Source organism: Thauera aromatica K172, assembly GCF_003030465.1.
GTDB classification, from domain to species: domain Bacteria; phylum Pseudomonadota; class Gammaproteobacteria; order Burkholderiales; family Rhodocyclaceae; genus Thauera; species Thauera aromatica.
Genome location: NZ_CP028339.1, coordinates 3,198,526 through 3,211,976, shown reverse-complemented (window position 1 = coordinate 3,211,976; position 13,451 = coordinate 3,198,526). Strand labels below are relative to the sequence as shown.

Here is a 13,451-nt window from a genome sequence, read left to right as displayed (position 1 = left end):
TTCGCGCCGCGGCCGGCATCCGGCCCGGCGGGCAGCTCTGCGGAGAACGATCATGACGACACAGTTGAAAAAACTGGTGCTGGGGCTGGCTGTCGCCGGTGCCTGCGCTCCCGCGGTCCACGCCTTCCAGTTCGAGAGCGGTTCGGTCCGCGGCTCGCTCGACTCCACCCTCACCCTGGGTTTCGGTCAGCGCGTCGAAGACCAGAGCTGCAGCCATCACGGCGACGTGTCCACCTCCTGCGGCGATCGCGCCAATACCGCGGTGTGGGGCAACGGCGACGACGGCAGGCTGAACTACGACAAGGGCGACCTGTTTACCGCCCACCTGAAGGGCTCGCACGAGCTGCTGCTGAGCTTCCCCGACGAGTGGAAGTTCATGGGCCGGGTCGGCTGGCTGTACGATTTCGCCGCCGACGAGACCGCACGCACCCCGCTCGACGGCGATGCCAAGCGTGCGGTGGGCCAGTACGTGCGCCTCTACGACCTGTGGGTGAGCAAGGAACTCGACATCGGCGAGCGCCGCGGCCGGGTGCGCTTCGGCAACCAGGTGGTGAGCTGGGGCGAGAGCCTGTTCATGATCGGCGGCATCAACTCCAACGTCGCGATGGACCTGCAGCGTCTGTCTTCGCCCGGGGTCCAGCTCAAGGAGGCCTTCCTGCCGTCGCCGGCGATCAGCTTCGCTGCCGGCCTGGGCAATGGGCTGAACCTCGAGGCCTACTACCAGTTCCAGTGGAAGCCCTACAGCTTCCCGCCCTCGGGCACGTACTTCTCGCAGAGCGATACCTTCGACAAGGGGCGCGAGGATTTTCTCTACTTCGCTCCCGACCCGGCCAGCCAGATCCTCGCCGAAGGCGGGCGGGTGACGCGCTCGACGCTGGCGGCCAAACGCGCCGAAATGATCGCCGACGGCACCGCCTTCCCGGTGCTCAGCGACGATGAGCCGGGCGATTCGGGCCAGTTCGGCGTGTCGCTGAAGTACCGCCCGGAAGGCGTCGACGTCGATCTCGGCTTCTACTACCAGCGCTTCCACGACAAGACGCCCAACGTCCAGTACTGGAACCGCGATGTGAGCGGCACGCGGATGTATTTCGAGGAGGACCGCGAGCTGTACGGCATCAGCGCCAACACGTCGATCGGCAACTGGGCGGTCGGTGCGGAACTGTCGTACCGGCCCGACGATGCGGTGTCCCTGGGCGCGTGCATGAACATGGACGGCAGCGGCGACGGCCTCGAGTACGGCGTCGAGTGCAACAGCTCGATCGACAAGGAACGCTACCAGCTCCATCTCACCGGCATTCTCAGCCTGACGCCGGGCGACCATGGCTGGTTCCTCGATCTGGTCGGCGCGCAGACCGCCACCTTCCTCGGCGAAGCGGTCGCGATCGCGTATCCGGGCGTGAACAAGGACAAGGTGTTCACCCGCACCCAGAACGGCATCACCTACCAGCAGCTGCCGGCCTCCGGCGCATGGACCGCGCCCAAAGGCGTGGGTGACAAGCTGTCGTGGGGCTACATGTTCGACTTCAGCCTGGTCTATGACAGCACGATCATCCCCGGCTGGCAGGTGATCCCGGGCGTGTTCTTCTCCCACGCGGTGGATGGCAATACGCCGAACTTCATGGCGAACTGGATGGAGGGGGCGAAGTCGGCCAACTTCTACGTGCTGTTCAACCGCAACCCGATGACCTGGCAGGCCGGCATCAACTACACGACCTTCTGGGGCGGCGACCACTCCTTCAGTGCGCCTTACAAGGATCAAGACTTCGTCGGCGGCTTCATCTCGAGAAACTTCTGAGCGACGCCCCGGGGGCGGCTCGAGCCGCCCCCGGCAGGTGTCATCCCCCTTGACCCCACCCCCGACCGGTACGCCCGACCATGCTCAATCCTTTCAGCGTCAGCGACGTTGACAGCTTCCTGACCAAGTACCTGCGCTGGCTGGAAGATCTGTGCTTCCGTTTTCGTCGCAGCATTCTCGTCCTGCTCGCGCTGTTCACTGCGCTGATGGGCTATTACGCCCTCCAGCTGCGCATGGACGCCGGCTTCGAGAAGCAGATGCCGATCGGCCACGAGTACATCCAGACCTTCAACCAGTACCGCGACGACGTCCTCGGCGCCAACCGCCTGAACATCGTCGTCAAGGCGCGCGAGGGCAGCATCTGGACGCCGGCCGGGCTCGAGCGCCTGTACGAAGTGACCCAGGCGGTCAGCTTCCTGCCCAACATCGACCGTCTCGGCGTGCAGTCGCTGTGGACGCCGAATTCCTTCGTCAACGAGATCACCGAGGAGGGCTTTCGCGCCGACCCGCTGATCTCCGGCACCATCACGCCGCCCGATCTCAATGCCGAGATCATCGCTGGGATCCAGCGCGCGGCGAGCCAGGGCGGCTTCGTTGGCACCCTGGTGTCGCGCGACCAGAGCAGCGCGATGATCGTCGCCGAACTGCACGAGGCCGACCGCGACGGTAAGGCGCTCGATTACGTCGCCTACAACCACCTGCTCGAGGAGTTGCGGGCGAAGTTCGAGGACGCCCAGTTCGAGATCCAGATCATCGGCTTCGCCAAGCAGATCGGCGACATCGCCGACGGCGCCTCGGCGGTGCTCGAATTCTGCCTCATCGCCCTGGTGCTGACCGCGCTCGCGGTGTATTGGTACTGTCACTCGGTGCGCTTCACCCTGTTGCCGATCGTGTGCTCGCTGACTTCGCTGGTGTGGCAGTTCGGTACCCTGAAGCTGCTCGGCTACGGTCTCGATCCGCTCGCCGTGCTGGTGCCCTTCCTGGTGTTCGCGATCGGCGTCTCGCACGGCGTGCAGCAGATCAACTTCATCGTGCGCGAGCTCTCCCACGGCAAATCCACCGAGGAGGCCGCCCGCGCCAGCTTCACCGGCCTGCTGATTCCCGGCACCCTGGCGCTGGTGACGGCCTTCGTCTCCTTCATCACCCTGATCCTGATTCCGATCCCGATGGTGCGCGAGCTGGCGATCACCGCCTCGCTCGGCGTCGGCTACAAGATCGTCACCAACCTGGTGATGCTGCCGCTGGCGGCCTCGTTATTCACCTTCACCAAGGAGTACGCCGACAAGGCGGTGCTCAAGCGCGAGAAGCGTTCGGGCTGGCTGCGCGTGCTGGCGCGCGTGGCCGAGCCGCGCAACGCCGCGATCGTGATCGGCCTGACCCTGACCGTGTTCGTGGTCGCGGTGTGGCAGAGCCACGACCGCGTGATCGGCACGGTGCAGCCGGGCGCGCCCGAGCTGCGCGCCGAGGCGCGCTTCAACCAGGACGCGGTGTCGATCGCGACCAACTACGACACCGGCCTCGACTGGCTGACGGTGATCTTCGAGGCGCCGCCCGAGGCCTGCGACAACGTCGTTGTCGGCCACTACCAGGACCGCTTCGTCGCCGCGATGCAGTACGTCCCCGGCGTGCTGTCGGCGCTGTCCTTCTCCGGCCAACTGCGCACCTACAACGAGGGCTACAACGAGGGCAACCCGAAGATGTCGGTGGTGCCGATCGACCCCGGCAACTACGCGGCGCTGGCGACCGAGATCGGCCGCGTGCGCGGCTTCATGAACAAGGACTGCAGCATGACCGCGGTGCACCTGTTCCTGACCGACCACAAGGCGACCACGATCAACCGCGTGATCGAGGAAGTGAAGGCCTTCCGCGCCCGCGACCAGGAAGCCGAGGTGCGCATCCGCCTCGCTTCGGGCAATGCCGGCGTGCAGGCCGCGGTCAACGAGGAAGTGCACAAGTCCGAGCTGCCGATGATGCTCTACGTGTACGCCGCGATCATGGTCCTGGTGGCGCTGATGTACCGCGATTTCCGCGCCGTGATTGCGTGCTGCCTGCCGCTCACCGTGGGCACCTTCATCGGCTACTGGTTCATGAAGGAGCTCGAAATCGGGCTCACCGTGGCAACCCTGCCGGTGATGGTGCTGGCGGTCGGGATCGGCGTCGATTACGCCTACTACATCTACAACCGGCTGCAGCTGCACCTCGCCGGCGGCGAGCACATCGTCAAGGCGCTCGAGCACTCGATCCTCGAGGTCGGCACCGCGACCATCTTCACTGCGATCACGCTCGCCGTCGGGGTGGCGACGTGGATGTTCTCGGAGCTCAAGTTCCAGGCCGACATGGGCAAGCTGCTGGCCTTCATGTTCATGGTCAACATGGTGATGGCGATGACTGCGCTGCCCGCCTTCGCGGTCTGGCTGGAGCGGCTGTTCCCGCGCAAGGGCCCGGTCCGGGCGCCCGGCATCCTGGCCCACTGATTCGGGAGAAAGCATGGACATCGAACTGAAACCGGGCCGCACGCGCACCGTCGCTGCGCTCGTCGCTACTTTCGCCGGCGCGCTGTCGCTGCTGGCAGCGCCCGCGGCCTTCGCCCAGGACGCCGCGGCGGGGAGTGCGGCCTTCGCCCCCCGCGCCGCCGAGCCTTCGCCGTTCGCCGAGCGCACCATGATCCTCGCCGCGGCACATGCGGGCGAGCGCATCGTCACCGTCGGCGACCGCGGCGTGGTGCTGCTGTCCGACGACCGCGGGCGGACCTGGCGCCAGTCTGCGGGAGTGCCGGCGAACGCGATGCTGACCGCGGTCAGCTTCGCCGATGCGCGCCACGGCTGGGCCGTGGGGCACTGGGGGACGATCCTGCACACGGCCGACGGCGGAGAGACCTGGCGTGTGCAGCGCGTCGATACCGCCGAAGACCGGCCGCTGTTCTCGGTGCATTTTTCCGATCCGCAAAACGGCATCGCGGTCGGACTGTGGGCGCTGATGCTGCGCACGCGGGACGGCGGCCGCAGCTGGGAGGAGGTCGAGCTGCCCGCGCCGCCGGGCGAAGCGCGCGCCGACGCCAACCTGATGCGCATTTTCCAGAGCCCGCGTGGCGATCTGTTCATCGCCGGCGAGCGCGGCAGCGTGCTGCGCTCGACCGATGGTGGCGAGACCTGGTCCTGGCATCCGACCGGCTACCGCGGCACGTTCTGGAGCGGGACTGCGCTCGACGACGGCACCCTGATCGTCGCCGGTCTGCGTGGCAGCATCTACCGCAGCACCGACCACGGCGACAGCTGGCAGTCCACCGGGGGGGCCACGCGCAGTTCGATCACCGATCTCGCCCAGCTTGACGATCGCGTGCTGGCGGTCGGGCTGGACGGAGTGAGTCTGGAAAGCCGCGACCGGGGGCGGACGTTCACCGCCCTTCAGCGCGAAGACCGCCTTGGTTTGACGGCGGTCCTCGCGGTCGATGGCAAGGCGCTGGTATTCTCGCGGAATGGTGTGTTGCCGGAAGAGTGAGCGGCGGCCTGGCCGCCGCGCGCGCTGTCTGCGGTCCCTTGCGGGGCCGTTTTTTTTTGCGCGCCCGGCTAGGGCGTGCTCCTGCGGGCCGATCCGCCGGGCGGCGGGGGCGTGGCTCTGCTATGGTGCCGGCGGAAGCGTATTGGCGTGCGTTATTCGTTATTGATGAATAAATTGACCAGTAACGAATTTGGCGCTAGAGTCGGCCTCACCCTCTGCGCGCACGATAAAACTTCTGGAGACCGTCGCCGATGAGTACCGATTCCCCCCTCTGGACCCCCTCCGCCGAGCGCGTGGCGAACGCCACCGTCACCGCCTTCCGCCTTGCGGCCGAGCAGCGCTGGGGCGTGTCCCTGCCTGACTACGATGCGCTGTACGCGTGGTCGGTGGCGCAGCCCGGGCAGTTCTGGGTCAGCGTGTGGGACGGCGAGGGCGGCAGCGGCGGCGTCATCGGTGCGCGCGGCGAGCGCGTGCTGGTCGACGCCGATCGCATGCCCGGGGCGCAGTGGTTCCCCGACGCGCGGCTGAACTTCGCGCAGAACCTGCTGCGCGCGCGCGACGACCAGGATGCGATCGTGTTCTGGGGCGAGGACCGGGTGCACAACCGCCTCACCCGCGCCGAACTGTACCGGGCGGTCGCCCACTTCGCCGCCGCCCTGCGCGCCCAGGGCGTGGTCGCCGGTGACCGGGTCGCGGCCTACATGCCGAACCTGCCCGAGACGGTGATCGCGATGCTCGCGGCGGCGAGCATCGGCGCGGTGTTCACTTCGGCTTCGCCCGACTTCGGCGTGCAGGGCGTGCTCGACCGCTTCGGCCAGACCGCGCCCAAGGTGCTGCTCGCCTGCGACGGCTACTACTACAACGGCAAGACCGTCGATGTGCTCGGCAAGCTGGGCGAGATCGTCGGCGGGCTGCCCTCGGTCGAGCGCGTCGTCGTCGTCCCTTACGTGCACCACGACCACGATCTGTCGCACGTGCCGCACGCACGCATGTACGCGGATTTCATCGCCCCGTTCCGCCTCGTCGACGACCTCGAGTTCGCCGCGCTGCCCTTCGACCACCCGCTCTACATCATGTACTCCTCGGGCACCACCGGCGTGCCCAAGTGCATCGTGCACGGCGCCGGCGGCACCTTGCTGCAGCACCTCAAGGAGCACCGCCTCCATGCCGACGTCCAGCCCGGCGACCGCGTCTTCTACTTCACCACCTGCGGCTGGATGATGTGGAACTGGCTGGTGTCCGCGCTCGCCGCCGAAGCCACCGTGCTGCTCTACGACGGCTCGCCCTTCGCCGCCGCCAACCGGATCCTGTTCGACTACGCCGATTCGGAGCGCATGACCCATTTCGGCACCTCGGCGAAGTTCCTCGACGCCGCGGCGAAATTTGGCCTGAAACCCCGGGAAAGCCACCGCCTCGACACCGTGCGCGTGTTGCTGAGCACCGGCAGCCCGCTGGTCGCCGAAGGCTTCGACTACGTCTATCGCGAGATCAAGGCCGACCTGCAGCTGTCGTCGATCTCGGGCGGCACCGACATCGTCTCCTGCTTCGTCCTCGGCTCCCCGGTGCGGCCGGTGTGGCGCGGCGAGATCCAGTGCCGCGGCCTGGGGATGGCGGTCGAGGTGTGGGACGAGGACGGCCGCCCGCTGCGTGGCGAGAAGGGCGAGCTGGTGTGCACGCGGCCGTTCCCGGCGATGCCGGTCGGCTTCTGGAACGACCCCGACGGCAGCAAGTACCGCGCCGCCTACTTCGAGCGCTTTCCCGGGGTGTGGTGCCATGGGGACTTCTGCGAGCTCACTGCGCACGGCGGCGTGGTGATCTACGGGCGCTCGGACGCGACCCTCAACCCGGGCGGGGTGCGGATCGGCACTGCCGAGATCTACCGCCAGGTCGAGCAGCTTGCCGAAGTGGTCGAATCCCTGGTGATCGGCCAGGACTGGCCGCCGCAGAACCCCAGCGACGTGCGCGTGGTGCTGTTCGTCAAGCTGCGCGAAGGCCTGGTGCTCGACGAAGCGCTCGTCGAGCGCATCCGGCGCACCATCCGCGAGCACACCACGCCGCGCCACGTGCCGGCGAAAGTGCTGCAGGTGGCGGACATTCCGCGCACCAAGAGCGGCAAGATCGTCGAACTGGCGGTGCGCAACGTGGTGCACGGCCGTCCGGTGAAGAACCAGGAAGCGCTCGCCAACCCCGAGGCGCTGGCGTACTTCCGCAATCGTCCAGAACTCGATGCCTGAAAATACCTCTTCCCTGTCGGTTGCGGCCGCCGCTGACGGGCGCCGCGCCGCAGCCGCCGATTCCGTGATGAGCGCCAACCTGGTCGTGCTCGCACTGTCGCTGCTGCTCGGCATCCAGCCGGTCACCACCGACCTCTACCTGCCCGCGCTGCCGGCGATTACCGCCGAGTTCGGGGCGTCGCTGGCGCAGGCCCAGCTCACCCTGTCGGCGATGCTGCTCGCATTCGGCCTGTCGCAACTGGTGTGGGGGCCGGTTTCCGACCGCTTCGGCCGCCGCCCGGTGCTGCTGATCGGGCTTGCCGGCTATACGGTGGCCGCGGCGGCGAGCGCGTTCGCGGCGTCGATGGAGACGCTCCTCGTCTGGCGCATCATCCAGGGCGCGGCGATGGGAGCATCGGTGATGTGCGCGCGGGCGCTGGTCCGCGACCTCTACACTCCCGAGGTCGGCGCGCGGGTGATCAGCAAGGGGCTCACCGGCCTGGGCGTGATCGCCTGCCTGAACCTGCCGATCGGGGGCATTCTCGCTGAAGTGTTCGGCTGGCGCGTCACCTTGCTCGCGCCGGCGGTATTCGCCGCCGGCACGCTCGCGCTGGTCGCGCTGCGTTTCAGGGAGACGCTGAGTGCGCCGAATCCGCACGCGCTGGCGCCCGCGACCCTGCTGCGGACCTGGGCGCGGATCCTGCGTCACCCGACCTTCTGGGCGTTCACCCTGCTGGCCTCGGCTTCCTACGCCGGCCTGTTCACCATCCTGGCGATGTCGTCGTTCGTCTTCATCACCCTGATGGGATTGTCCAAGCTCGGCTACGGCCTGCTCATGGTGTCGATGACGGGGTCCTACCTGGCGGGCACCGTGCTGTGCCGCTATCTGCTGCTGCGCCTCGGCGTGATCCGCACGGTGATGGTCGGGGGCGGGTTGACTGCGGCCGGCGGAACGCTGCTCGGCGTGCTCGCGCTCGCCGGCGCGCACACGCCGATGGGGCTGATGCCGGCGATCTGGCTGTTCGCCGTCGGCCACGGCATCCATCAGGCCTGCGGTCAGGCCGGCGCGGTCGGGCCTTTCCCGCAGGCGGCCGGCGCGGCCTCGGCGCTCAGCGGCTTCCTGATGATGCTGGCTGCGTTCGGCATGGGCAGTGGGCTTGGCCGGGTGGTGGACGGCACCCTGTTCCCGATGACCAACGGGGTGTGGCTGTCGGGGGTGGCGACGGCGCTGGTGGCGTGGGGCCTGGTCCGGCGCGTGCGTCTCTGAGCGCCCCTGGAAACGGCTTTGCCGTTTCCGCCCGCCGAGGAGGGCAGGGAAACGGAGGGCGGTCCGGCGTTTTCCTGGGAGCGCATCGCGGAGGCCGGACCCCGCGGTTGCCGTGGGGGGAGCGCCTTCAGGTGCCCCAGACCACCGGTACGTTCTCGCGCAGCGACGCTTCGAGCATGTCGAGCAGCGGCCAGGCGCGTTGCGCCAGGCTGACCGGAGCGGCCATGCCGCTGCGGCCGGCTTCGCGGGCCTGGGCCTCGGCATCCGGATCGTGCGGGCGTTCGGCCTGGCGGGCGCGGTCTTCGTCGATGGCCGCCCGCAGGCGGGTGATGGCTTCGGGCAACTGGGGCACGGTGACGATGCCGCTGTCGCCGGTCGCAGTCTTGCCGAGAATGTCGATGAGGGTCCGCGCAATGGCGCCGAACATGATGACGTCGGCGCTGGCGGCGGATTTGAAGGTGACCAGCATCGGTGTGCTCCTTGTCTATGAACCCCTGACGGCGTAGATGCCGGGCGCATTGCGCCAGTAGCCCTTGTAGTCCATGCCGCAGCCGAACAGGAAGCGGTCGGCGATGTCGAGGCCGCTGAAGTCGGCGCGCATCCCGGGGTAGGCCTTGCGCTCGTGGAGCTTGTGCACCAGTACCGCGGAGAGGACTTCGTCCGCGCCTTCTTCCTTCAGGTGGCCGATGATCGCGTTCAGGGTGTGGCCTTCGTCGAGGATGTCGTCGAGGACCAGCACGGTGCGGCCGCGCAAATTCCGGGTGGGGCGCACGTGCCAGTCGAGCTGGGCGCCTTGCAGTGCATGGCCGTAGCGGGTGGCATGCAGGTAGGCCACTTCGAGCGGGAAGGGCAGGCGCGGCAGGATGCGGCCGGCAAGGATCAGGCCGCCGTTCATGACCACGTACACCAGTGGGTTGCGCGCGGCGAGGCGGGCGCTGATCTCGCTCGCCATGCGCTCGAGCGCGGCCTCCACTGTGGTGGCGTCGGCGAGGCAGTCGGCCTGTTCGCGGGCACGCTTGATTTCTTCGAGGTCGGGAGACATGGCAGGATCTGCGCTGGAGGTGAAGCGCATTTTACTGTGAACCGGGGCTGCGGATCGGGGTGCGGCCGGATAGGGGCGCTTTCTCCTCCGCGCTTGCGCCCGGGCGGCCTTACTCCCCGCTCGCCTTGAGCAGGCGGAGCGAGGCGGCGCTGCGCAGGCGGCTGGCAAACGCGTCGCGGATGTGCGCGCACAGTTCGCGGTCGTCCCAGGGCTTGGCGATGAACTTGTAGATGGTGCCCTCGTTGATGGCACGGATCAGGGTGGTGGCGTTTACGTAGTCGGAGAGCATGATGCGGGCGGTGTCCGGGTAGAGGTTCTTGACCCGGGCGAAGAACTCGATGCCGTTCATGTCGGGCATGTGCTCGTCGGAGAGGATGACCTGGACCGGGTGGCAGGCGAGCAGCTCGAGCGCGGCGCGCGCGCTGTGGGCGGCGAGGATCTGGTAGCCGCTGTCTTCCAGCGCGCGGGCCAGGGCGGCGTGGATCGCCGGCTCGTCATCGACGATCAGCAAGCTGCGGGGGGCGCCCTGGTCCGGGCGGACGAGGCGCGGGTCGGAACTGAGCAGGGACGCCAGCACGTCGGCCGGCAGGGGCTTGCTGTAGTAATAGCCCTGCATTTCGTCGCACCCCTGGCGGAGGAGGAAGGCGAGCTGAGCCTCCGTTTCCACCCCTTCGGCGACCACTTTCAGCCCCATCTGGTGGGCAAGGCCGACGACCGAGCTGGCGATCGCCGCTGCGGCCGGGTTGCTCAGCGCGTCCTGGACAAAACTGCGGTCGATCTTCAATTGATCGACAGGGAATTTGCTGAGGTAGGCGAGGCTCGAGTACCCGGTGCCGAAATCGTCGATCGCCAGGTGCAGGCCGAGCTGCTTGAGCCGGGCCAGGGTGTCGTTGGCCTGGTCGGGATCCTCCATCAGCGCGCTTTCGGTCAGCTCCAGTTCGAGCAGATCCGGGGACAGGCCGCTGCCTTCGAGTGCCGCGGCGACGGTTTCGACGAGGTCGGGCTGGCGCAGCTGGGCGGCCGACAGGTTGACGGCGACGACGATAGGGCGCAGGCCGGCCTCCTGCCAGGCCTTGTTCTGGCGACAGGCTTCGCTGAGCGCCCAGGCGCCGAGTTGCTGGATCAGCCCGCTTTCCTCGGCGATCGGGATGAAGCGTGCCGGTGAGACGTATTCGCGGGTCACCGGATGGCGCCAGCGGGCCAGCGCCTCGACGGCGATCATGCGCCCGCTGCCCAGGTCGACCTTGGGCTGGTAGTGCAGCTCGAGCTCGTCGCGTGACAGTGACAGGCGCAAGGCGTTTTCCATCGACAGCCGTTCCTGGCTGTCGCGGTTGAGCGCGTCGGTGTAGATGCAGTGGGGGATGCCCTCGGCTTCGGCGTGATGCAGCGCGATCGCGGCCTTGTGCAGCAGCGTTTCGAAGTCGTTGCCGTCGGCCGGCAGCAGGCTGACGCCGGCGGCTACCGAAGGCTGCAGCTTTTCGCCCTTGACGATCACCGGCACGTGGAGGATGTCGACGATATGCTCCAGGATCGGTTGGATGTCTTCGGCCCGGTCGAGCCCGCCGAACATCAGCATGAACTCGGCGCCGCCGTGGCGGGCGACGACATCGCGTTCGGTGGCGCACTGGCTCAGGCGGCGGGAAAGCTTTTCCAGCAGTTCGTCGCCGGCGCTGCGCCCCAGACTGTCGTTGATCTGCTTGAAGCGGCCCAGGCCGAGCGATACCAGCGCGATACAGGTGCCGCTGCGCTGCGCTTCGGCGCTGGCCTGCTCGAATTTTTCCTTCAGCAGGTTGCGGTTGGGAAGGCCGGTGAGCTCGTCGTAGCTGGCGAGGAAGGCGAGGCGGTCCTCGATCCGGCGGCGGGCGCTGATGTCGTGCTGGACGCCGATGAAATGGGTGATTTCGCCTTTCTCGTCGATCACCGGCGTGATCTGCACCGAGGCCCAGTAGAGCGAGCCGTTCTTGTGGCGGTTAATCAGCTCGCCCTGCCAGACCTGGCCTTTCTGGATTGTCTCCCACATTTCGTGGTACTGGGCCTGGGCGTTCAGCCCCGAGGTCCAGAAACCCGCCTTGCGGCCGAGTGCATCGCCGTTTTCGTGCCCGGTGATGTCGACGAAACAGGTGTTGGTGTACTGGATGATCCCCTGGGGGTCGGTGATGCAGACGGCGCTGGCGCTGTGCTTGATGACGGTGTTGAGCTTGCGCAGCTCGAGCGCGTCGGCCTCGCGCCGCTCGATGTCGGCAAGCAGGGTCTGGCGCATGTGCTCGAACGCCTGCGAGAGGTGGCCGAGTTCGTCTGCGCCGCCCGTTTCCATGGGCTGAGTGAGGTCGCCGGCGGAGATCCGGGTGGTGGCCTGTTCGAGCGACTTCAGCGGCTGCAGCACGCGCTTCCTGAGGGTGAACACCGCCTGCCAGAACAGCAAGGTCAGGGCACAGACGATGAAGGCGAGCAGGCTCAGGGTGCGCTCGGCCTGCTGGTGCAGATCATTGACGTCGCGGCCGAAATGAGCGCCCATCGCCGAGGACAGCTCGGCGACGGCGTCGATGGCCCGGGTCGCCTCTGCGTACCAGGTCTCGGCGCTGACCGGGTAAGGACGCCCGGCCACGCCCTGCTCATAGACCTCGGCGCGGATTTCGCTGTAACGCTTCAGGTTGTCCCAGTAGGCGGTTTGTGCCGCAGCCAGCCGGGGACTGTCGGGGAGGTATTGGAGCATCGCTTCGATCCGCCGGCGGGCGTGATTGGTCACGATTCTGTATTCCATAAGCATATACTGGGTGGCGCTGTCGAGCGCCACGCCCCGGGCGATCGCGGTGCTGATCAGGGCGCGCTCGCGCCCCAGCTGTTCGGCGAGAGTGAACAGCACATCGGTGATCACCGGGGCGGGGGCATAGGTGTAGATGTTGCCGGACAGGGGCAGTGTGCCGACCACGATCAGCTCCTGCAGCTCTTCGATCTGGCGCGTCATCAGTGCGATCCACTGGTCGGTACCGAGGCTGTTGGAGATGCTGCGCAGCTGGGCGTCGGTCAGGGCACGGAAATGGGCCATTTCCTCCCGGGTCTTGTCGACCCGGGCGAGCGCCGAGAACAACGGATGCTCGGGCGCGAGCAGGGCGAGCTCGGTGGTGATGGTGGTGAGCCGTTGATGGCGGATGTCGACGAGACTGCGCACGCGTTCGAGTTCGGCGAGCATCGATTGCGTGGCCTTTTCGGGGCGGGCGAGGATCGCTGCGGTGAGCCCGCGCTCCATTGCGGCGTGAGTGCTGATCTGCTGGGCCGTCACGGCCATCTGCGAGGTCAAGTGGATCCACTCGGCGGCCGCGGTCTTGCTGCGGTTGTCGTACAGCTGCCACAGGCCGGCGGCGGCGGACACCAGCGCGAAGGCGCCGAGCAGCATCAAGAACCTGCGTCTGAGAGTCATATCACCGATTTGTCACGATGGATGGGATACCGCACTCATTCGAACGGCCCCGCGGATGCAGCCTCCGGTTATGCCAAAGTATTTATGACGGAGGTGTCGTGGATGCCGAAAAAAATGCTCCGCTATGCTAACAGAAAGGGATTTGGACCGTGTCCACACTTCGCTAAAAAGTGTGCCCGGTGCGGCGCCGCATCCCCTGTGCTCGCCGCGGCGGGAGG

Annotated in this window: 8 protein-coding genes; 5 read left to right on the top strand and 3 right to left on the bottom strand. The window is 67.4% G+C overall.

The genetic code is table 11. From position 1 onward, the window contains the following. The first annotated feature begins 52 nt into the window (after nucleotides 1-52). The 5 genes from Tharo_RS15175 (at nucleotide 53) to Tharo_RS15155 (ending at nucleotide 8,773) form a co-directional block, all read left to right on the top strand. A complete protein-coding gene (locus Tharo_RS15175; protein ID WP_107221929.1) occupies nucleotides 53-1,795 on the top strand; it encodes a DUF1302 domain-containing protein in 1,743 nt (580 codons plus the stop codon). Nucleotides 1,796-1,875: 80 nt separating this feature from the next. Then, nucleotides 1,876-4,269, top strand: a complete 2,394-nt coding sequence (locus tag Tharo_RS15170; protein ID WP_107221928.1) for an efflux RND transporter permease subunit — start codon at nucleotides 1,876-1,878, stop codon at nucleotides 4,267-4,269. A gap of 13 nt (nucleotides 4,270-4,282) precedes the next feature. After that, nucleotides 4,283-5,293 (top strand): WD40/YVTN/BNR-like repeat-containing protein, encoded by a 1,011-nt coding sequence (locus Tharo_RS15165; protein WP_107221927.1) that lies wholly within the window; start codon nucleotides 4,283-4,285, stop codon nucleotides 5,291-5,293. Nucleotides 5,294-5,544: 251 nt separating this feature from the next. Continuing rightward, nucleotides 5,545-7,527: an acetoacetate--CoA ligase gene (locus tag Tharo_RS15160; RefSeq protein WP_107221926.1), complete on the top strand. Its 1,983-nt coding sequence runs from the start codon at nucleotides 5,545-5,547 to the stop codon at nucleotides 7,525-7,527. Between the two features lie 67 nt (nucleotides 7,528-7,594). Then, nucleotides 7,595-8,773, top strand: a complete 1,179-nt coding sequence (locus Tharo_RS15155) for an MFS transporter (protein ID WP_107222460.1) — start codon at nucleotides 7,595-7,597, stop codon at nucleotides 8,771-8,773. Nucleotides 8,774-8,900: 127 nt separating this feature from the next. On the opposite strand, the gene Tharo_RS15150 is transcribed toward Tharo_RS15155, so the two are convergent. The 3 genes from Tharo_RS15150 to Tharo_RS15140 form a co-directional block, all read right to left on the bottom strand. Beyond that, nucleotides 8,901-9,242 carry a DUF1840 domain-containing protein gene (locus Tharo_RS15150; protein ID WP_107221925.1) on the bottom strand — a complete coding sequence of 114 codons (342 nt, stop codon included), beginning with the start codon at nucleotides 9,240-9,242 and terminating at the stop codon, nucleotides 8,901-8,903. Nucleotides 9,243-9,257: 15 nt separating this feature from the next. Beyond that, nucleotides 9,258-9,815 (bottom strand): hypoxanthine-guanine phosphoribosyltransferase, encoded by a 558-nt coding sequence (locus Tharo_RS15145; RefSeq protein WP_107222459.1) that lies wholly within the window; start codon nucleotides 9,813-9,815, stop codon nucleotides 9,258-9,260. A 109-nt stretch (nucleotides 9,816-9,924) separates the two neighbouring features. Beyond that, nucleotides 9,925-13,209, bottom strand: a complete 3,285-nt coding sequence (locus Tharo_RS15140; RefSeq protein ID WP_159051717.1) for an EAL domain-containing protein — start codon at nucleotides 13,207-13,209, stop codon at nucleotides 9,925-9,927. Nucleotides 13,210-13,451: the final 242 nt, after the last annotated feature.

Excerpts from the sequence above, each read along its gene's own strand:
- Tharo_RS15175 (WP_107221929.1), top strand. The coding sequence starts at position 53 with ATGACGACACAGTTGAAAAAACTGGTGCTGGGGCTGGCTGTCGCCGGT.
- Tharo_RS15170 (WP_107221928.1), top strand. The coding sequence starts at position 1,876 with ATGCTCAATCCTTTCAGCGTCAGCGACGTTGACAGCTTCCTGACCAAG.
- Tharo_RS15165 (WP_107221927.1), top strand. The coding sequence starts at position 4,283 with ATGGACATCGAACTGAAACCGGGCCGCACGCGCACCGTCGCTGCGCTC.
- Tharo_RS15160 (WP_107221926.1), top strand. The coding sequence starts at position 5,545 with ATGAGTACCGATTCCCCCCTCTGGACCCCCTCCGCCGAGCGCGTGGCG.
- Tharo_RS15155 (WP_107222460.1), top strand. The coding sequence starts at position 7,595 with ATGAGCGCCAACCTGGTCGTGCTCGCACTGTCGCTGCTGCTCGGCATC.
- Tharo_RS15150 (WP_107221925.1), bottom strand. The coding sequence starts at position 9,242 with ATGCTGGTCACCTTCAAATCCGCCGCCAGCGCCGACGTCATCATGTTC.
- Tharo_RS15145 (WP_107222459.1), bottom strand. The coding sequence starts at position 9,815 with ATGTCTCCCGACCTCGAAGAAATCAAGCGTGCCCGCGAACAGGCCGAC.
- Tharo_RS15140 (WP_159051717.1), bottom strand. The coding sequence starts at position 13,209 with ATGCTGCTCGGCGCCTTCGCGCTGGTGTCCGCCGCCGCCGGCCTGTGG.